The 18,544-nt window shown below is 72.6% G+C and carries 16 protein-coding genes; 6 read left to right on the forward strand and 10 right to left on the reverse strand.

Going from position 1 to position 18,544, the window contains the following annotated elements; genetic code table 11:
* Positions 1-119 precede the first annotated feature (119 nt).
* Together AAFN69_RS16195 and AAFN69_RS16200 are read left to right on the forward strand one after the other, a co-directional pair.
* Positions 120-1,145: a phosphotransferase family protein gene (locus AAFN69_RS16195; RefSeq protein ID WP_347729196.1), complete on the forward strand. Its 1,026-nt coding sequence runs from the start codon at positions 120-122 to the stop codon at positions 1,143-1,145.
* A 5-nt stretch (positions 1,146-1,150) separates the two neighbouring features.
* Positions 1,151-2,365: an acyl-CoA dehydrogenase family protein gene (locus AAFN69_RS16200; RefSeq protein WP_347729197.1), complete on the forward strand. Its 1,215-nt coding sequence runs from the start codon at positions 1,151-1,153 to the stop codon at positions 2,363-2,365.
* A 30-nt stretch (positions 2,366-2,395) separates the two neighbouring features.
* Here the strand turns inward: AAFN69_RS16200 and AAFN69_RS16205 are convergent, their stop codons facing one another.
* Together AAFN69_RS16205 and AAFN69_RS16210 are read right to left on the reverse strand one after the other, a co-directional pair.
* The gene (locus AAFN69_RS16205) at positions 2,396-2,989 is read right to left on the reverse strand and encodes a TetR/AcrR family transcriptional regulator (RefSeq protein WP_347729198.1); all 594 of its coding nucleotides are present in this window, start codon (positions 2,987-2,989) and stop codon (positions 2,396-2,398) included.
* 185 nt (positions 2,990-3,174) lie between these two features.
* On the reverse strand, positions 3,175-3,969 hold the full coding sequence (locus tag AAFN69_RS16210; RefSeq protein ID WP_347729287.1) for an SDR family NAD(P)-dependent oxidoreductase: 795 nt from the start codon (positions 3,967-3,969) through the stop codon (positions 3,175-3,177).
* 190 nt (positions 3,970-4,159) lie between these two features.
* Here AAFN69_RS16210 and AAFN69_RS16215 point away from each other — a divergent pair, with 190 nt between their 5' ends.
* Positions 4,160-5,461, forward strand: coding sequence for a DUF1343 domain-containing protein (locus AAFN69_RS16215; protein WP_347729199.1), 1,302 nt, complete (start codon positions 4,160-4,162; stop codon positions 5,459-5,461).
* Between the two features lie 509 nt (positions 5,462-5,970).
* Positions 5,971-7,338: a serine-threonine protein kinase gene (locus tag AAFN69_RS16220; RefSeq protein WP_347729200.1), complete on the forward strand. Its 1,368-nt coding sequence runs from the start codon at positions 5,971-5,973 to the stop codon at positions 7,336-7,338.
* A gap of 37 nt (positions 7,339-7,375) precedes the next feature.
* Here the strand turns inward: AAFN69_RS16220 and AAFN69_RS16225 are convergent, their stop codons facing one another.
* Positions 7,376-8,440: a cobalamin-independent methionine synthase II family protein gene (locus AAFN69_RS16225; RefSeq protein ID WP_347729201.1), complete on the reverse strand. Its 1,065-nt coding sequence runs from the start codon at positions 8,438-8,440 to the stop codon at positions 7,376-7,378.
* 773 nt (positions 8,441-9,213) lie between these two features.
* On the opposite strand from AAFN69_RS16225, the gene AAFN69_RS16230 reads away from it, so the two are divergent.
* A complete protein-coding gene (locus tag AAFN69_RS16230) occupies positions 9,214-9,825 on the forward strand; it encodes a hypothetical protein (protein ID WP_347729202.1) in 612 nt (203 codons plus the stop codon).
* A gap of 120 nt (positions 9,826-9,945) precedes the next feature.
* Here AAFN69_RS16230 and soxR read toward each other — a convergent pair whose 3' ends face one another.
* Positions 9,946-10,416, reverse strand: a complete 471-nt coding sequence (gene soxR, locus AAFN69_RS16235) for a redox-sensitive transcriptional activator SoxR (RefSeq protein ID WP_347729203.1) — start codon at positions 10,414-10,416, stop codon at positions 9,946-9,948.
* A 110-nt stretch (positions 10,417-10,526) separates the two neighbouring features.
* Here soxR and AAFN69_RS16240 point away from each other — a divergent pair, with 110 nt between their 5' ends.
* Positions 10,527-10,988 carry a MaoC family dehydratase gene (locus AAFN69_RS16240; protein WP_347729204.1) on the forward strand — a complete coding sequence of 154 codons (462 nt, stop codon included), beginning with the start codon at positions 10,527-10,529 and terminating at the stop codon, positions 10,986-10,988.
* A 39-nt stretch (positions 10,989-11,027) separates the two neighbouring features.
* Here the strand turns inward: AAFN69_RS16240 and AAFN69_RS16245 are convergent, their stop codons facing one another.
* From AAFN69_RS16245 to AAFN69_RS16270, 6 genes are all read right to left on the reverse strand, one after another.
* Entirely contained in the window at positions 11,028-11,651 is a 624-nt protein-coding gene (locus tag AAFN69_RS16245; protein WP_347729205.1) for a TetR/AcrR family transcriptional regulator, read from the reverse strand.
* A 102-nt stretch (positions 11,652-11,753) separates the two neighbouring features.
* On the reverse strand, positions 11,754-12,011 hold the full coding sequence (locus AAFN69_RS16250; protein WP_347729206.1) for a hypothetical protein: 258 nt from the start codon (positions 12,009-12,011) through the stop codon (positions 11,754-11,756).
* Positions 12,012-12,242: 231 nt separating this feature from the next.
* On the reverse strand, positions 12,243-13,322 hold the full coding sequence (locus AAFN69_RS16255; RefSeq protein WP_347729207.1) for a Zn-dependent alcohol dehydrogenase: 1,080 nt from the start codon (positions 13,320-13,322) through the stop codon (positions 12,243-12,245).
* Between the two features lie 62 nt (positions 13,323-13,384).
* Positions 13,385-14,779 (reverse strand): aldehyde dehydrogenase family protein, encoded by a 1,395-nt coding sequence (locus AAFN69_RS16260; RefSeq protein WP_347729208.1) that lies wholly within the window; start codon positions 14,777-14,779, stop codon positions 13,385-13,387.
* 132 nt (positions 14,780-14,911) lie between these two features.
* A complete protein-coding gene (locus AAFN69_RS16265; RefSeq protein ID WP_347729209.1) occupies positions 14,912-16,372 on the reverse strand; it encodes an ABC transporter ATP-binding protein in 1,461 nt (486 codons plus the stop codon).
* A 450-nt stretch (positions 16,373-16,822) separates the two neighbouring features.
* Entirely contained in the window at positions 16,823-18,271 is a 1,449-nt protein-coding gene (locus AAFN69_RS16270; RefSeq protein WP_347729210.1) for a citrate:proton symporter, read from the reverse strand.
* Between the last annotated feature and the right edge of the window lie 273 nt (positions 18,272-18,544).

Raw genomic sequence — 18,544 nt, forward strand, 5'->3', positions numbered from 1 at the left:
ACGGGCGCCGGCCGCGCGGGCGGGGGCGGCCGGCTCCGTACCGCTGTGCGCTCTGGACGGCATACCGACCAGTCGGTCATCATGGGCGGGCCGTCACCGCAGCGCCACGGAGGTGCCCGATGAGCCCACCGCCCCCACCGGGACTCGACCCCGAGAGGCTGCGCGCCCATCTCGACCGCGAGCGCCCGGGACTGGTGAGCGGGCCGCTCGGCGCCCGGCTGATCGAGGGCGGCAGATCCAATCTCACCTACGCGGTCACCGACGGCACCGGCCGCCGGTGGGTGGTCCGCCGCCCGCCGCTGGGTCATGTGCTGGCCACCGCCCACGACATGCGGCGTGAGCACCGGGTGATCACGGCTCTCGCGCCGACCCGGGTCCCGGTGCCCGGGACCGTGCTGCTCTGCACGGACGAGACCGTCATCGGGGCCCCCTTCTATGTGATGGAGCTGGTGGCGGGCGTGCCGTACCGCACCGCGGACGAGCTCGCCGCGATCGGCCCCGGCCGCACCCGTGCCGCCGTACTCACCCTGGTCGACACCCTGGTGGAGCTGCATGCCGTGGACCCCGGCCCGGTGGGACTCGGCGACTTCGGCCGGCCCGACGGCTTCCTCGCCCGGCAGCTGCGCCGCTGGGGCGGCCAGCTCGACGCCTCCCGCAGCCGCGAACTCCCCGGAATCGACGAACTCCACGCCGCCCTCGCGGGATCCCTGCCGCGCTCCCCCGCCCCCGCCGTCGTCCACGGCGACTACCGTCTCGACAATGTGCTGATCGGCGCGGACGACACCATCACGGCGGTCCTGGACTGGGAGATGTCCACCCTCGGCGACCCGCTGACCGATCTCGGCCTGCTGGCGATGTACGGGACGAGGACGACCGTGCCCGGCACCCCCCTCGGCACCGCCGCGAGCGCCCCGGGCCACCCCTCGGCGGCCGAGGTGATCGAGCGGTACGCCGCCCGGTCCGGCCGCGATGTGTCCGCCGTCCCCTGGTACACGGCCTTCGCCTGGTTCAAGCTCGCCGTGATCCTGGAGGGCATCCACTACCGCTACACCCTCGGCCGGACCCTGGGCGAGGGCTTCGGCCTGATCGGCGCCGCCGTCCCGCACTTCATCGAGCACGGCCTCACCACTCTCAAGGAGGGCTGACCCGGATGGACTTCGCATTCGACGCGCGGACCGAGGAGCTGCGGGAGCGGCTGCTGGCCTTCATGGCGGAGTGCGTGCACCCGGCCGAGACGGTCGAGCGCGAGCAGCGCGCACGGCTCGCCTCGCCCTGGGAGACCCCCGCGGTCCTGGACGGGCTGAAGGCCGAGGCACGCCGCCGGGGGCTGTGGAATCTCTTCCTCCCGGACCGCGAGTACGGGGCGGGGCTGACCAATCTCCAGTACGCGCCGCTCGCCGAGATCACCGGCCGGAGTCCGCGGCTCGCACCCGCGGCGCTGAACTGCGCCGCCCCGGACACCGGGAACATGGAGGTGCTGGCGCAGTTCGGCAGCGAGCGGCAGCGGAAGCGGTGGCTGGAGCCGCTGCTCGCCGGGGAGATCCGGTCCGCCTTCGCGATGACCGAGCCGGAGGTCGCCTCCTCCGACGCGGCCAATATCCGCACCCGGATCGAGCGGGACGGCGACGACTATGTCGTCACCGGCCGCAAGTGGTACATCTCCGGTGCGATGCACCCCGATTGCCGGATTCTCATCGTCATGGGCCAGACCGACCCGGAGGGCGCGGACATCCGCCGCCGGCAGTCGATGGTCCTGGTGCCGCGCGACACCCCGGGTGTCGAGGTCCGGCGGGCGATGCGGGTGTACGGGTACGAGGACCACGCGCACGGCGGCCACGCGGAGGTGGTCTTCGACGGGGCGCGGGTTCCGGTCTCCGCGCTGATCGGCGAGGAGGGCGGCGGCTTCGCCATCGCCCAGGCCCGGCTGGGTCCGGGGCGGATCCACCACTGCATGCGGCTGATCGGCACGGCCGAGCGGGCGATCGAGCTGATGTGCCGGCGGGCCGTGTCCCGGACGGCCTTCGGCAGGCCGATCGCCGAGCAGGGCGTGGTGCGGAACTGGATCGCGGACGCCCGGGTGGCGGTGGAGCAGCTTCGGCTGCTGGTGCTGAAGACGGCCTGGCTGATGGACACGGTGGGGAACCGGGGGGCGCACACGGAGATCCAGGCCATCAAGATCGCGACACCGCGGACGGTGGTGGACATCCTCGACCGGGCCGTACAGCTGCACGGCGCGGCCGGGGTGAGCCAGGACTTCCCGCTGGCGGAGCTCTGGGCGGCGGCGCGGACGCTGCGGCTGGCGGACGGGCCGGACGAGGTGCACCAGCGCTCACTGGCGCGGCGGGAGCTGCGGAAATACGCCTAGTGCTCTTCCGATCGGGGGCGCGGGCCGGGACTACGGGCGGAGCGCTCTCAGCAGCAGGTCGGCCAGGTGGTCCGCCACCTGTTCCTTGGTCAGCGGCCCGTCGGGGCGGTACCAGGTGGACAGATGGTGCACCGAGCCGAAGTGGTAGTCGACGACCAGATCGGCGGGGGTCGCGGTGGAGAAGACTCCGTCGCGCTGCCCCTCCTCCACCAGCGCCCGGAACCGCTCGTGGTAGCGGCGGCGTTCCGCCCGGACCTGCTTGTGCCGTTCGGGGCTCAGCTGGTGCATGGAGCGGAAGAAGATGGCCGCGTCGTCGAGGTTGTCGATCGTGGTGACGACCACATCCGCCGCCGCGGCCCGCAGCCGGGCCGCCACCGGCTCGTCCGCGTCGGCGAAGGCGTCCAGGCGTTCCTGCTGGAGTCTGAGCATGCGCCCGTAGATCTCCTGGAGGAGATCCTCCTTGGAGCCGAAGTAGTGGTAGAGGGCCCCCTTGGTGACCCCGGCCGCCTCCACGATCTCCTGGACGGAGGTGCGGTCGTAGCCCTGCTCGGCGAAGAGCCGGGTGGCGGTGGCCAGCAGCCTCTGCGGTACGGGGGTTTCCGCCCCGTGCGTCGTCCTGGGCACCACCGCCACCAGCCTTTCTCCCGGATCGCTCCGACACTCGATGTCTCGCGCTCTTCAGCGGGGGACACGGCCCCCGACGGGAGATCCTCCCATCCGGCGGACCGGACGGCTCCGGCAGGACCCGCCGTTCACCCGGACACGGCCGCCCGGGGCCGCGGGCCCGTGCCGGGGCGCGGCGGGCGGGGTCAGAGCCGGGGGCGCGCGGCGCCGGCCGCCCGGGGGTCCCGCTCCTCCCACTTCCGCTGCATCCGGTTCATGCCGTCGAGCCAGCGCTCCGGGTCGCCGGCGCGGGCCCGGTGGAAGCCGGCGACCTCGGGGTGCGGCAGGATCAGGAAACGGTCGTCCGCGATGCCCCGGAACAGGGCGTCGGCGACCTCCGCCGGCTCGATGGCGGTGGGCGCCAGGACCAGCTCGCCCGCCGTGCCGGCCCCGGTCAGCATGTCCGTACGGACCCCCTGCGGGCAGATGGCGTGCACTTTCAGCCCGCGGTGACGGTAAGTCAGGGAGAGCCATTCGGCGAAGGCGTAGGCGCCGTGTTTGGTGACGCTGTAGGGGGCCGCGCCCACCATGGTGAGCAGTCCGGCGGCGGAGACGGTGGAGACGAATCTGCCGCCGCCGCGCTCCAGCCACCCGGGCAGCAGGGCACGGACCGCGCGGACATGGGCCATCACATTGACGTCCCAGCCGGCCGCCCACACCTCCTCGGCGGCGAAGGCGTCGCCGGGCGCGGCGAGTCCGGCATTGGCGCAGTAGATGTCGACGGTGCCGCCGAGGGCGTCGAGCGCGTCGGGCACGATGGCGGAGGCGTCGCCGGGGACGGCGGTGGCGCCGATCTCCTCCGCGACGGCCGCGGCTCTCACCGGGTCGATGTCATTGACGGCGACCCTGGCTCCCTCGGCCGCGAACCGGCGGGCCAGGGCGGCTCCGATGCCGCCGCCCGCGCCGGTAACGACCACTGCCGCGTCCCGCACCGCGTCCATCGGACTCCGCCTCTCGACACCCATGGCTCTCGATACCCGGCCTCTCGCGCATACTAACCAGTCGGTATGAGCCGGGGAAGAGGGCGGCCGGTGTCGGGGTCATTCCGTACGGCGGCGCGGCGCGCTAGCGTGCGTGGCCGTACCACGTACATGTCCGCACATTTCTGTGGAGCTGCACGGAGGGAGCCCGATGAGCCTGTCCAGACGGGGACTACTGGCCGCGTCAGGCGCGGTGGGAGCACTGGCCGCGAGCGGTGCCGGCGCGCACGCGGCGGAGAACGGCGCACCGGCGGGGCGCGATTCCCGGGCGGGTGAGCACTCCGGCGGGGCGGGGGCGCGGCGCCGCCGGGTGCGTACCGGATTCGACCGGCTCGCGGACGGCGGATACGCCCTGCTGGCCGGGGAGCGGGTCGGCATCGTCACCAACCCGACCGGGGTCACCTCCGACGCCCGCCATGTCGTCGATGTGATGCACGCCGACGAGCGGGTGAATCTGACCGCCGTCTTCGGCCCCGAGCACGGCTTCCGGGGCACGGCGCAGGCGGGCGGTTCCGAGGGGCGGTACGACGACCCGGCGACCGGGCTGCCCGTCCACGACACCTATCTGAAGAGCGGTCAGGCGCTCGCGGACATCTTCACCGCCTCCGGCGTGGACACCATTGTCTTCGACATCCAGGACGCGGGCGCGCGGTTCTATACGTACATCTGGACCCTGTACGACTGCATGAAGGCCGCCGAGCTGGCGGGGAAACGATTCGTCGTACTCGACCGTCCGAACCCGGTCTCCGGGCGGGCCGCGCTGGGGCCGGTGCTGGAGAAGCCGTTCGCCACCTTCGTGGGCCGGGAGCCGATCGCGCAGGCGCACGGGATGACGGTGGCGGAGCTGGCCCGGCTCTTCAACGGGGAGTTCCTCGGGGACCGGCCGGTGGAGCTGGGGACCGTGCGGATGTCGGGGTGGCGGCGCTCGGACTTCTTCGACGGGACCGGGCTGCCCTGGGTGCCGCCGAGCCCCAACATGCCGACGCCCGAGACCGCGCTGGTCTACGCGGGCACCTGCCTCTTCGAGGGGACCAACCTCTCGGAGGGACGGGGAACCACCCGGCCCTTCGAACTGCTGGGCGCGGAGGGCGTGGACCGCCGCTGGGCCGAGGCGGCGAACGCGCTGGAGCTGCCGGGAGTGCGCTTCCGCGAGGCGTACTTCGCGCCGGTGTTCTCGAAGTACCAGGGGAAGACGATCGGCGGGGTCCAGCTCCATGTGCACGACCGGGAGGTCTTCGATCCGGTGCGCACCGGGATCGGGCTGCTGGTGACGGCCAGGCGGAGCTGGAGCGGTTTCGCCTGGCGCCCCGACAACTGGATCGACAAGCTCACCGGTTCGGTGAAGGTGCGCACCCTGATCGACGCGGGGGCGGGGACGGATGACGTGGTGGGCGCCTGGCGGGCGGAGCTCGCCGCCTTCCGGGCGGTGCGCCGGGAGTATCTGCGGTACTGAGAGGTACGGGGGCGGGCGGGCACCTCGGCAGGGGGCCGGTGGGGGGCTCCACCATGGGGACTCCCGCTGACCGGCTGTCCCGCCGGCCCCGCCGGTCGCCGGGATCATTCCCTGCGCCCTCGCGCCGGGGTACGACGTACTGATCCGTCCGTACCGGGTCACGGCGAGCGAACTCCTCTGACGCGCGCCGGGCCCGGACGGGGCGGCGGAAGCGGAACGGGGGCGGACGCGGACCGGACCTCGGACGCGGAACCGGACGCGGAACCGGGGGGCGGATGCGGACCGGACGGCGGCCGGATCCCGCCGGTGCGCGGACCGCCGTGAAGTGGCTCGTTCGGATCGGGGACGGCCCGGCGGTGGGCTGGTTACGAAATTCTCCGGTTCCCACCGAGAGCGATCGGTTGGGGTCGTTCGGAGAGCGGTGAGGTTTCAGGTATGGCCGCCTTCCCTCCTGAGCAGGATGCTGCTGAGGGAGTGGATATGTCGGGGGAAGGACAGTCATGCCGGAGATGAGCGTTCGGCCGTATCTGGACATCGCCTTCGACCGGGACGGCGATGCCGACATGGCGGAGCTGCACCGGCTGCTGCGGCTGGATGTCACCGATCTGGTGATGTTCGCGCATGGCTGGAACAACTGCCGGGCGACCGCCCGCCTGGTGCACTCCGGCTTCTTCGCGCCGTTCCCGGCGCTGCCGGGTCCCGGGGTGCGGCTGGGGTACGCGGGGATCGGCTGGCCCTCGATGAGGTTCCGCGACGAGCCGGTGCCCTGGGCCGGCACGGGTCCGGCGAGCGGCGGCGGTGCGGGGGCGGCGAGGGACGGCGGTGCGGGGGCGGCGCTCGACGCGGGGACCCGGGAGGCGCTCGGTCTGTTCTTTCCGGGCCATCGGGACACCGTCGCGCGGCTGGCCCGGCTGCTGGAGGAGCGGCCGGCCTCCGGGGCGGCGTTCGCGGAGTTCGGCGGACTGGCCCGCCGGCTGGCCGAGGTTCCGGCGGGCGGGCTGGAGGGCTGTTTCGCCGATGATCTTCCCCGGGACGAGCAGGGCCCGCCCGCCCTGCTCTACGAGGACACCCTCACGCTCTGCCGGATCTTCGCCCTCGCCCTCGGCGCGGCCGAACCGGCCGACCTCGCCGGGCTCACCCCCGGCTCGCTCCGCGACAGCCCGGAGGATGCCTGGCGGGGTGCGAAGGAACTGCTGCGCCAGACCGCGTACTCGGCACTGAAACGGCGCGCCGGAACCGTGGGGGAGCTGGGTCTCGGGCGGCTCCTCGGCCAGCTCGCCCGCGCCGGCCCCGGCGTACGGGTCCATCTCGTCGGCCACGGCCAGGGGGCCCGGCTGGTCGCCTTCGCGCTGCGCGGACTGCCCGACGGGGCGCGCAATGTGAAGTCGGTGACGCTGCTCCAGGGCGCCTTCTCGCACTACGCCTTCGCACCGGACCTGCCCCATGCCGCCCAGAACTGGGGAGTGCTGCGGGATCTCCAGCAGCGGGTCGACGGCCCCGTGGTCGCCTGTCACTCGCGGTACGACAGCGCTCTGGGGGTGCTCTACCCGCTGGCGTCCCGGCTCGCCGGTGAGTACGGGGAGTACGGGAGGCGGAGGACGGGCGGGCGGTACGGGACGGACGGCGGCGGGGCGCTCGGGGTGGACGAGCGCTGGCGGGCACTCGGCCACGACGGCTTCCGGGCCGTCCGCCCGGCGGCGGTCCGGCTCACCCTGGCCCGGGCACTGGAACGGGGCCTGCCCGCGTCGGGGTGTGTGAGCGTGGACGTCTCGGCCGTGGTGCGGCGGGGCGGACCGCCGTCCGGGGCCCACGGCGACATCCGCCATCCGGAACTGGCCCGGCTGGTGGTCGCCGCGGGCCGGATCGGCAAGGGGTGACCGGACGCCGGACCCGGCGCCCGGTCACCCCTCCCCGTCAGAGACCGAGCTGGTCCGAGGCGAGCGCGGTGCCCTCGATCCGTGCCGCGATCTTGGCGAAGGCGGTCTCCCGCGAGGTCGAGCCGTCGTCCGCGAACGGCGCGAAGCCGCAGTCGTCACAGGTGCCCAGCCGATCGGGCGAGATGTGCCGGGCGGCCGTCAGCACCCGGTCGCGTACCTGCTCGGGGGTCTCCACCCGGGGGTCGATCGGGTCGATCACCCCGACGAAGATCCGCGCCTCGCCGTCCGTGTGCTTGGCCACCAGATCCAGTACGCGGTCCGGCTCGGCCTCGCCCGCGAGTTCCAGATGGAAGGCACCGGCCCGCAGGGTGAAGAGCCTGGGCAGCAGCTGGGCGTAGTCCACATCGGCGCTGTGGGTGGAGTCCTGGTCGCCGCCCGGGCAGGTGTGCACCGCGATGCGGGCCCGGTCCTCGTCGGAGAAGCGCTCCAGCAGGGCGTTGTTGAGCTCGATGAAGGAGTCGAGCAGTCCTCCCGAGGGGTCCAGCTTCAGCGCCAGCCGCCCCTCGGTGAAGTCGATCTGGACACTGTGCGCGCCCGCCCGCAGACAGCTGCGGATGTCGTTCTCCGCCTCGCCCAGCAGATCCTCGGTGAACCGCTCGCGGGGATAGCCGTCGATGCCGCCGGCCGGGTAGAGCAGGCTGAGCGCCGAGGGGGCGATCACCGCCTGCTTCACCGGGACGGTCGCATACGCCTGGGCCACCGTCAGATACGCGTCGGCACGGCCGCCGTAGCGGAAGGGGCCCCGGGTCAGCAGCGGCAGCTGCCGGGTGTGACCGTCCGCGAAGGGGATGACGGCGCCCGCCGGGTCGAGGTCCGGCACTCCCTCCAGCGGATAGGTCGCGAAACTCGATTTGCCCTGTTCGCCGTCTGTGACCACCGGTGAGCCGAGCGACTCCAAGCGGGCGATGGTCTCCCGGACGGCGGCCCGCCGCCGCTCGGCGAGCGCGGTGGCGTCGATGTGTCCGGCGGCGTGGTCCCGGATGGCGCTGAGCAGTTCCGCGGGGCGCGGGATGCTGCCGATGAGTTCCGTGGGAAGCGTCATGCGCAGGAGGGTAGCCAGCGGTGATGCGCCGCATCCCGGATCCGGGCGGGATTGCCCGATATCCGGAAAAGCCACCTCCGCCGGTGTGAGAATGGCCCGGCACATGCCCTGATCCGTGCGTCCTGGCCGGTCAGCCCGTTCCGTCCCGTACGGCACGCTCCATCACGCCGACCGGCAGCGAGGGGTTGCCGGCGGCGGCCCACGCGGTCTCCCGGTCGTGGCCGGGACGGTCCTCGTCGAGAAGCCCGGCGATCAGCGGCGGCGGGAGGGCGGGCGTCGTCCCCGGTGAGGATGGCCGCGCCGTCGTCGGTGAGCAGTTCGGCGAGCACCTCGGGCGGGGCGTGCGGGTTCCCGGCGAGGGCGAGCCGGACCGAGGCCACGGGGTGGCGGGCGAGTTCCCGGGCGAGCGCGGGCGCCGGCCCCATAGCGGTGGCCAGGTCGCGCACGACATCGGGGTCGGGGTCCCGGGCGAGCCGTTCCCTCGTCCCCGGCGGCGGTTCCGGCAGGGCGGGGTTGGCGGCGACACCGGACAGTGTGCGCTCGTTCAGATCGGTTTCTCCTTCGTCGGACGGCTTCGGTGTCCGGCTCGCCGGACACCGTGTGAGCAGGGCGTTCCGGATGATTTCAGTCCGCATGCGGGCGGGGTCACCGGGGCCGGCCGGCGGAGAAAACCCGCCCGATGTTCCCGATCGGATTTTCGATGGAGCCGGATCGGGCAGTCGTACGTCCAAACACCAACGCCGATGTACGAGAGCGACGGAGGTGCCAGCACGATGGCCGGTTTCCGGAGTCTTGCGAGACAGGTACGCGACACGCGGTGCGATCTCGCCCTGCGGCGCTACTCACTGCGCAAATGCCTGGAGCGCTTCGCCCCTTACGGACACAGGGCGACATGGAATCATCTCTGCGCCAGGCACAGTATCGAGCCCGAGGACCGGGCCCCCGATCCGGCGCGGCTGGTTGCCGCACTGGAGGAGCTGGAACAGGCGCGGGCCGTCTGGCTCGCCTATGAGGAGGACTTCGCCGACCGGAGGAAGCGGGAGAAGTACGACGGGCTCCGCCGGCCGGCCTCCATCGACGACTGGCACCGCCGGACCTGGGGCGGCAATGGGGTGGCGCGCTGCGAACACCCGGACTGCCATCCCTCGGAGCCGCTCGCCGAGGTGCTGCACCGGCTGATCTCCGCCCTCGGGGAAGAGCCCGGCGCCCGCTGCCCGGTCTGCGGGACGACGGGCATCGTGTGGCGGCAGGATCTGGGGAACGAGCCGTGGGCGGGGCCGGTCTGTACGGGCTGCGGCATTGTGGTGCCGCAGCCCGTACTGACGTCCGAGGCCATGGCGGCGGCCAAACGGGAGGCACGGCGCGCGCTGGCGTCGGTGGCCTGAGCGGACGCGGGGGCGCCACGCGGCCGCCGGGCCGCCGCCCCCGCACACACCGGCCCCCGGCCCAGGGCCTCCCTTTCGGATCTTGCCGGGGTTCGCGGGGCCCGATCCGTAGGAGACGGCCTAGCCGGATTCCCGGTAGCGGACCGGCAACAGCCGTGAACCGGCCATCTGGCGGCCGAAGGCGTCCTCGGGGTTGGAGAGCACACAGGTCTCCAGGGAGAGACAGCCGCAGCCGATGCAGTCGGTGAGATGGTCGCGCAGCCGTCCGAGCTGTTTGATCCGCTCGTCCAGCTCACCGCGCCAGGCGTGCGAGAGCCTGGCCCAGTCGTCGCGGTCGGGGGTGCGCTCCTCGGGCAGTTCGGCGAGTGCGTCCCGGATCGTGGCCAGCGGGATGCCGACCCGCTGCGCGGCCCGGACGAATGCCACCCTGCGGAGGGCGTCCCTGCTGTAACGGCGCTGGTTGCCACTCGTCCGGCGGCTGCTGATCAGCCCCTTGGACTCGTAGAAGTGCAGGGCCGACACCGCCGCCCCGCTGCGCTCCGACAGCTGACCAACCGTCAGCTCTTGATTCTGTTCGGGAAACTGAGACATCCCGAGCAGCCTAGTGGGTCTCCGTTGACAGGGCGCGCTCGTTCCATAAGGCTGAGCAAGCGCTTGCACATGGCTGGTTGGGGCACCTACGAGAGACAGGGACCGGGGACATGGCCGAGCCGAGGATCTTCACCTCCGCCGAGGAGCTGCGCGCCGGGATCGGCGAGCCGCTGGGGCACAGCGACTGGCTGGAGATCGACCAGAAACGGATCGACCTCTTCGCCGAGGCGACCGGCGACCACCAGTGGATCCATGTGGACCCGGAGCGCGCGGCCGGCGGACCCTTCGGCGGGACGATCGCCCACGGCTATCTCACCCTCTCGCTGCTGCCGGTCCTGGTCCCGCAGGTGCTGCGGGTCGAGGGCATGCGGATGGGGCTGAACTACGGCACCAACAAGGTCCGCTTTCCCGCCCCCGTACCCGCCGGGGCACGGCTGCGGGCGACGGCCGAGATCAGGGAGGTCACCGAGGCCGGCGGCGGTGTGCAGGTCACGGCGCTGGTGACGGTCGAGCGCGAGGGCGGCGGGAAGCCGGTGTGCGTCGCGGAGTCGGTCTCGCGCTACTTCTTCTGACCCGCGCCCGCCTCGTCCGGGGCCGGGGCGGCGCGGCGGCTACGGCCGGGCGGAGACCATGCGCAGGACGAGGTCCGCGTAGAGCTCGCCGACCTCCTCGGGCGTGCGGTGGCCCCGGATGTTGAACCACCGCGCCACATCGATGCAGAGCGAGAGCACCGCGAGCGTGGTCCCCGGCACATCGGGAACATCGAACTCGCCCGTCTCCACCCCGTCGCGGAGGATCTCCCGGACCACCGCGTCGCTCCGGCGGCGCAGCCCCACGATCTCGGTGCGGTGCTCGTCGGAGAGCGCGTCGAGCTCGTACTGCACCACCCGCGCGGTGTCGTGCCGGCCGGCGTGCCAGCGGACGAAGGAACTGACGGCCCCGGCCAGCCGCTCGCTCGGTGTCCCGCCGCGCTCGGAGGCGGCCGTCAGCACCGCGAGGGCCCTGTCGTGCCCGATCCGGCTGATGCGGTGAAGGAGCTCTTCCTTCGTCTTGTAGTGGATGTAGAGCGCGGCGGGGCTCATTCCGGCGCGCCCGGCGATGTCCCGGGTGGTGGTCGCGTGGTAACCGCGCTCGGCGAACGCGGCCACGGCGGCGACCAGCAGCTTCCTCGCCGCCTCGGGCACGACCTCATCCCACGGCATGTCCTCGCCGGTCGTCTCCTCGGCCGCAGTCATGGCTCGCCTCTCTCCGTTGTGCAGGAGGACACCATACCCCGAGGGTGAGCAAGCGCTTAGCGCATCGGTGCGGCGGCGGCCCGAGGCCGGGGGCCGGGGCCGTCACGCGCAGCCCGGCGGCTCCTCCCCCGCCGGCACGAATTCCATCGCCGGCATCCCCGCCGCCTCGAAGAAGGCGGCGTCCGGGCCGGTCAGGGTCATATGGCCGGCCAGTCGCCCGCCGTGCCGCGGGGCCGGCCCGCCCCTGACCGCCGCGCCCCCGGGATGCACGGAGTCGAGCACCCACCAGCGCCCGCCGAACTCCGCCCACTTGACGCCGCAGTGGGTGTCGATGTCGTACGGATACGGCTTGTGCCGCACGGGCTCGGCCGGCCCGCGCTCCCACTCGCCCGCCGCGGCCGGGCGGGCGGGCGGGGCCGGCGTACCCGCTGTCCTCCGAACCGCCGGAGGGCGAGCAGCCGGAGAGCAGCAGTACGGCACTGACGGACAGGACGGCGGCTGGGCGTGATCTCCTCATGCGCGTCGGACTCCGCGCTCGCCCGATCCGTTCCCGTCACCGGGAGAGACACCGGGTCCCGGCGGGCGCACGGGTCAGAAGACGACGAGGGCCCGGCCGCCCCTGCCCGCCCGCATGTCGGCGAAGGCGGCCGGGATGCCGTCGAGACCGATGCGGTCGGTGACCAGGGCGCCGAGGTCGAGGCGGCCCGCGCGGACATGGCCGGCGAGGACCGGCAGATCGCGGGCCGGGTCGCAGTTGCCGTAGACACAGCCGGAGAGGGTGCGGCCCCAGTGGAAGATCTCCAGGGCGTTGAAGGTGACCTGCTCGTCCTTGCCGCCGATGCCGACCACGGTGGTCCGCCCGCCCCGTCGGGTGGACTCCCACGCCGTGCGGATCGCGGCGGCCCGGCCCGCGCACTCGATCGCCGCGTCGGCGCCGACACCGCCCGTCAGGGCCCGGATCTCCCTGGCCGCGGTGCCGGACGCCAGGACGAACTCGGTGGCGCCCGCCGCTCGCGCCAGTGCCTCCTTCGCCGGGGAGACATCGACCGCGACGATCGTGGACGCGCCCGCGATCCGCGCCGACTGAAGGGCCGCCAGCCCCACTCCCCCGGCGCCGAAGACGGCGACGGACTCCCCCTCGCGCACCCGGGCGGAGTGATGGACCGCGCCGTAGCCGGTGAGGACCGCACAGCCCAGCAGGGCCGCGTCGGCGAGCGGTACGCCCTCCGGCGCGGGGACCACACAGGCCGCGTCGACCACGGTCTCCTCCGCGAACGCGGCGACATTGAGGCCCGGGTGCAGCTCGGTGCCGTCCGCCGTACGGGCGTGGATGCCGGACGCGCCCGCGAAGGCCCGGGCGCAGAGCCAGACCTCCCCGATCCGGCAGTGGTGGCAGTCGCCGCAGGACGGTGCCCAGTTGAGCACCACACCGTCCCCGGGGGCGAGATGGCCGACGCCCTCCCCGACCGAGACGACCGTGCCCGCGCCCTCGTGGCCGAGGACGGCCGGGACCGGGACGCTCAGGGTGCCGTCGGCGAGGGAGAGATCCGAGTGGCAGACCCCGGCGGCGGCGAGACGGACGCGCACCCGGCCGGGACCGGGCTCCGGCAGGGTGATGCCGGTGACCCTCAGGGGAGCACCGACGGCGGACAGAACGGCTGCGCGGACCACAGGGGATCACTCCGTGTCAAAGGGGCGGGAAGCGGTTGAGGAGGGCGGCCGGGCCGGGGCGGTCAGAGCTGGAGCGACTTCGTCTGGAGGTACTCCGCCAGTCCGTGCGGGCCCAGTTCACGGCCGACGCCCGACTGCTTGTACCCGCCGAAGGGGGCCAGCGGATTGAACCGGCCGCCGTTGATGTGGACCTGGCCGGTCTCCATCCGGCGCGCGAAGGCGACGGCGGCGGCCTCGTCCCCGGCCCAGACCGCGCCCCCGAGGCCGTACACCGTGCCGTTGGCGATCCGGAGGGCGTCCTCCTCGTCCTCGTACCGCAGCAGTGTCACCACCGGGCCGAAGATCTCCTCCTGGGCGATGGTCATCCCGGGGGTCACATCGGCGAAGACGGTGGGGCTGACATAGAACCCCCGTTCCAGGGGGGATTCGGGGCCGCCGGCCACCAGCCGGGCGCCCTCGGCCACCCCCTGCTCGATGTAGCCGCGCACCCGGCGGAGCTGCCTCTCGCTCACCAGGGGGCCGATCCGCGCGCCGGGCGGGTACTCGGCGGCCGCTTCGGCGGCGAGCGCGACGGCCTCCTCGTACCGATCGCGGTGGACCAGCAGCCGGGTCCAGGCGCTACAGGTCTGACCGGAATTGATCATGACATTGGCGACGGTCGCCCGGACCGCGCCGGCGAGGTCGGCGCCGGGCAGGACCACACTGGCGGACTTGCCGCCCAGCTCCAGGGCGACGCGTTTGACGGCGGCTCCGGCGATGGCGCCGATCCGCCGCCCGACGGCGGTGGAGCCGGTGAAGGAGACGAGGTCGACGTCCTCGTGGGCGGCGAGGGCGGCGCCGGCCTCCGGGCCGGTGCCGGTCACCAGGTTGAAGACCCCGGCGGGGACACCGGCCCGGTGGACCAGGCGGGCGAAGAGCCGGGCGGTGAGGGGGGTGTCCTCGGCGGGTTTGAGCACGACGGTGCAGCCCGCGGCCAGCGCGGGCGCGACCTTGGCGACGATCTGGTGGAGGGGGTAGTTCCAGGGGGTGATGGCACCGACCACGCCGACGGGCTCCAGCAGCACCGCGGAGTTCCCGATGGTCTCCTCGAAGGAGTGGGAGGCGGCGAGTTCGGCATAGGAGCCGGCCACCGCGACCGGGAGCCCGGCATGGACCGCCGAGGCCAGTGCGGGCGGTGCACCGAGTTCGGCGGTGACCGTCTCGGCGATCTCGGCCGCATGGGAGCGGAGTTCGTCCCGCACCGCCGCGATCAGGGCGGCGCGGGCGGCGGGTCCGGTCGCCGCCCAGCCGGGAAGGGCCGCACGGGCGGCGCGCACGGCGGCGTCGACGTCCTCGGCGGTACCGGCCGGAACCCGGGCGATGATCCGCTCGTCGGCCGGGTTCACCACCGCGATGGTCCCGGCCGATGCGGCGGGCCGCCACTGACCGCCGATATACATCCCGTCATGGGTGGTCATCGCACTCCCTCAGAGCCCTGGCGCCTGCCGCGGTCGCGCCCCAAACTAGCGACGCCGGTTTTCGGGCGCCAGTGGCCCCTGTCCCGTCCCGCCCATGGACTCACCCCGGGCGCGGCTTCCGCCCGGGGGATGTCACGCGTCGACGGCGAGCAGGTCGGCGGGGGCCGGGCAGACTCTGCGGCCGTGGTGGTCGAAGACGTACAGCTGCGCCAGGTCGACCAGGAGCGGCACGTGTGAGCCCGCCTGGAGCCAGAGGTCGGGGCGGGCGCGGACGACCAGTTCGCCCGCGCCGGCGGGCAGGGCGTCGGGGTCGTAGGAGGCGTAGGGGTCGTAGGACGGGGGCGGGGACGGGTGGCCGGGTGCCGCCGGGCCGCGGAAGCGGGAGACGGCGCGTTCCCGGAGCCGGGTCAGCATTCCGGGGCTGTTCCGCACCCCGGCCCGGATGCCGGCGTGGTCCCGGCCCCTGCCTCCCGTTCCGCCGCCGCCCCTGACTCCGCCGCCGCTCCTGGCGGCGGAACCGGGGCCGGGTCCGGCTCTGCGGTGCCGCATCGGCGGATTGGGCAGCCGGGCCGACTCCATCGCGGAGACCACGGCGGGCCGGGATCCGATGTCGCAGTGGACCAGGGCCTCATGGCCCCGGTAGTCGGTGTGGGTGACGATTCCGGTGAGCGCGACCTCGCCGGGGCGGGCCTGGCTGGGCAGGGCGATCCGGGTCGCCTCGGAGCGCAGTCCGACCACGATCGACCGCCCCTGCTGGATGCGGAGGAGCTGGTGGTCGACGCTGAGCGGCTCGGGCAGCGGTAGCCGCTGAGTACCCAGATCGAGGGCGATCCGCCCGTCGAGCGGGGCGTGCACGGAGGCGTCGAGGAGATTGATCCGGGGCGTGCCGATGAAGGCGGCGACGAAGACGTTCTCGGGCAGTGCGTAGATGTCGCGCGGGGTGCCCACCTGCTGGAGCACCCCGCTGCGCAGCACCGCGACCCGGTCGCCCAGCGACATCGCCTCGGCCTGGTCGTGAGTGACGTACACGGTGGTGATCCCGAGCTCGCGGATCAGCCCGGAGATCTCGCTCCTGAGCCGATTGCGCAACTTGGAGTCGACGTTGGAGAGCGGTTCGTCCATGAGAAAGGCGGAGGGGCGCCGGGAGATGGCCCGGCCCATCGCGACCCGCTGCCGCTCACCGCCGGAGAGCTGTCCGGGGTATCGGTCCAGAACATCCTGGATGCCGAGCTTCCGCGCGGTGGCGTCGATACGTGCGCTCCGGTCCTCGCGCGGATACTCCAGCCGGAGCGGGAAAGCGATGTTGTCGCGATTGGTCATGGTGGGATACAGAGCAAAATTCTGAAACACCATTGCCATATTGCGGCGGCTCGGCGACATGCGGTTCGCCGGTTCGCCGTCGAGGAGGAGCTGGCCGCCGGAGAGCGCCTCCAGCCCGGCGATCAGGCGCAGCACGGTCGATTTGCCGCTGCCCGACGGCCCCACGAGCACCAGGAATTCTCCCGGCTCGATATCGAGGGTGAATCGGTCCACGGCACGCAGCGTCCGACCGTATCGCTTGCTGACGTTGCGAAGGGAAATTGCGCGAGTCATGTGGGGGTCCCGCCGGAGAAGTAGGGGATCGGCTGAGACGCTAGAAAATAGCCGATAATTCCCGGCCGGGGAATAATCGCGGCGAATCTTTGGCCTGGGGTTTTGCCGGACACCGGAAGAGATTGGAGCACGCCCGCCGAAACATGAGAGTCCTCTCATTTCCGGGTGCCCGCTTTTCATTTTGCGGCCCTGTTGTTTTGCCGAACCGGACCAAGCGCCACATAAGGGAGACGGGGCGGAACAGCACCGCGCCCCGCCGCCGCCACCCGGATGGGTCGGGGGCGGGAGCGGGGCGCGGTGGGACCGGGGCCGGTTCCGTGAGGGTCCGGAAGGCCGGGGCGGCCCGGGGAGGCCCGGATTCGGGCGCGGGGTTCGGTCGTTTCCGACGGAGCGGGGAGGGGGCGCGGCGGACCCGGGCCGGGGGCGGCTCCGGGTCCGGATCCGGACCGCTCAGATGATGCCGAAGAGGAGCCCGGCGGCGAGGACCACCAGCGAGGTGAGCGCGGCCCACTTCACGGTGAAGCGGGTGTGGTCGCCGAACTCCACCTTGGCCATGCCCACGAGGACATAGACGGCGGGGACCAGCGGGCTGGACATGTGCAGGGCCTGGCCGACCAGGGAGGCGCGGGCGATCTCCAGCGGGGAGACCCCGTGCGCCGCGCCGGCCTCGGCGAGGACGGGCAGGACGCCGAAGTAGAAGCCGTCGTTGGACATGAAGTAGGTGAGGGGGAGGCTGAGGAGTCCGGTGACGATCGCCATGTGCGGGCCCATGCCCTGCGGGATGGTCTCGACGAGCCAGTCCGCCATGCTCTGGACCATGCCGGTGCCGGTGAGCACTCCGGTGAAGACCGCCGCGGCGAAGACCATGCCCGCGACATTGAGGACGTTCTCGGCGTGGGCGCCGATCCGGGCCTTCTGGTCCTCCATCTTGGGGTAGTTGACGGTGAGGGCGAGCGCCGCGCCGAGCAGGAAGAGCACCGGGATCGGCAGCAGCTCCATGATCATCGCGGTGAGCAGGGTGACGGTGAGACCGGCGTTGAACCAGTAGAGCTTGGGGCGGAGGGTCTCGCGGTTGGGGTCGAGCCCCTGAAGGCCCTCGTCGTCGGCCGGCGCACCGGCGGCGCCCGCACCCGTCCCGGACGCGCCCTCGGATCCCGCACCCGCACCACTGGCCGATCCGGCGCCGCCGGCGGGCTTCTTCGCCTTGCCGGCACCGCCGCCGGTCTTCACCAGCACCGCGCCGCTCTCGCCGCCGGCCGGCTCCAGCGCCTCGTCCAGCGAGAGGTAACCGACGCGCTTGCGCTCCCGCAGACCGAGCGCGTACGCCAGGATGAAGACGAAGAGCAGTCCGACCGCGAGCGCGGGGATCATCGGCACGAAGATGTCGGCCGCGTCCAGCTTGAGCGCGGTGGCGGCACGGGCGGTGGGCCCGCCCCACGGCACGGTGTTCATCACACCGTTCGCGGTGGCCGCGACACCCGTCATCACGACCAGGCTCATGTTCAGCCGCTTGTAGAGCGGATACATCGCCGAGACGGTGATCATGAAGGTGGTGGAGCCGTCGCCGTCCAGGGAGACGATCGCGGCGAGCAGGGCGGTGCCGACCACCACCCGCATCGGGTCCGCCTTGCAGAAGCGGAGGATGCCGCGGACGATCGGGTCGAAGAGGCCGACGTCGATCATGACGCCGAAGTAGACGATGGCGAACATCAGCATCGCGGCGGTGGGGGCGAGATTGCCCACGCCCTCGATGACGTAATCCCCCAGCTTCGCGCCATCTCCGACGAGTACGCAGAAGAGTGCGGGGATCAGGACCAGCGCCGCGATGGGCGACATCTTCTTCATCATGATCAGGACCAGGAAGGTCGCGATCATGGCGAAGCCGAGGATTGTCAGCATGGGGGTTACCTAACGTTCATCCTTGAACTCCCACCGGAGCGGCGGTCCGGATGACGTTAGGGCGCGTCAAAAGCTGTTAACAAGATGTTGACCTGTGAGCAATACGAGCAGAACCCCAGGTCAACGCGGTGTGGTCACATCACCACAGATACGGAATGGGACATTCCGCCCACCGATCACCCATCGATCACCCACCGGACACCCGCCGGCCGGCCGTCCCGGACCCCGGCGGACACCCCCGGACCGGGGGACACGCGCCCACCCGGGCGCCCG

The sequence above is a fragment of the Streptomyces sp. CAU 1734 genome (genome assembly GCF_039888735.1).
In the GTDB taxonomy this organism is placed as follows: Bacteria; Actinomycetota; Actinomycetes; order Streptomycetales; family Streptomycetaceae; genus Streptomyces.

Coding starts and splice junctions, on each gene's coding strand:
- AAFN69_RS16195 (WP_347729196.1), top strand. CDS start 120: ATGAGCCCACCGCCCCCACCGGGACTCGACCCCGAGAGGCTGCGCGCC.
- AAFN69_RS16200 (WP_347729197.1), top strand. CDS start 1,151: ATGGACTTCGCATTCGACGCGCGGACCGAGGAGCTGCGGGAGCGGCTG.
- AAFN69_RS16210 (WP_347729287.1), bottom strand. CDS start 3,969: ATGGACGCGGTGCGGGACGCGGCAGTGGTCGTTACCGGCGCGGGCGGC.
- AAFN69_RS16215 (WP_347729199.1), top strand. CDS start 4,160: ATGAGCCTGTCCAGACGGGGACTACTGGCCGCGTCAGGCGCGGTGGGA.
- AAFN69_RS16220 (WP_347729200.1), top strand. CDS start 5,971: ATGAGCGTTCGGCCGTATCTGGACATCGCCTTCGACCGGGACGGCGAT.
- AAFN69_RS16225 (WP_347729201.1), bottom strand. CDS start 8,440: ATGACGCTTCCCACGGAACTCATCGGCAGCATCCCGCGCCCCGCGGAA.
- AAFN69_RS16230 (WP_347729202.1), top strand. CDS start 9,214: ATGGCCGGTTTCCGGAGTCTTGCGAGACAGGTACGCGACACGCGGTGC.
- soxR (WP_347729203.1), bottom strand. CDS start 10,416: ATGTCTCAGTTTCCCGAACAGAATCAAGAGCTGACGGTTGGTCAGCTG.
- AAFN69_RS16240 (WP_347729204.1), top strand. CDS start 10,527: ATGGCCGAGCCGAGGATCTTCACCTCCGCCGAGGAGCTGCGCGCCGGG.
- AAFN69_RS16245 (WP_347729205.1), bottom strand. CDS start 11,651: ATGACTGCGGCCGAGGAGACGACCGGCGAGGACATGCCGTGGGATGAG.
- AAFN69_RS16260 (WP_347729208.1), bottom strand. CDS start 14,779: ATGACCACCCATGACGGGATGTATATCGGCGGTCAGTGGCGGCCCGCC.
- AAFN69_RS16265 (WP_347729209.1), bottom strand. CDS start 16,372: ATGACTCGCGCAATTTCCCTTCGCAACGTCAGCAAGCGATACGGTCGG.
- AAFN69_RS16270 (WP_347729210.1), bottom strand. CDS start 18,271: ATGCTGACAATCCTCGGCTTCGCCATGATCGCGACCTTCCTGGTCCTG.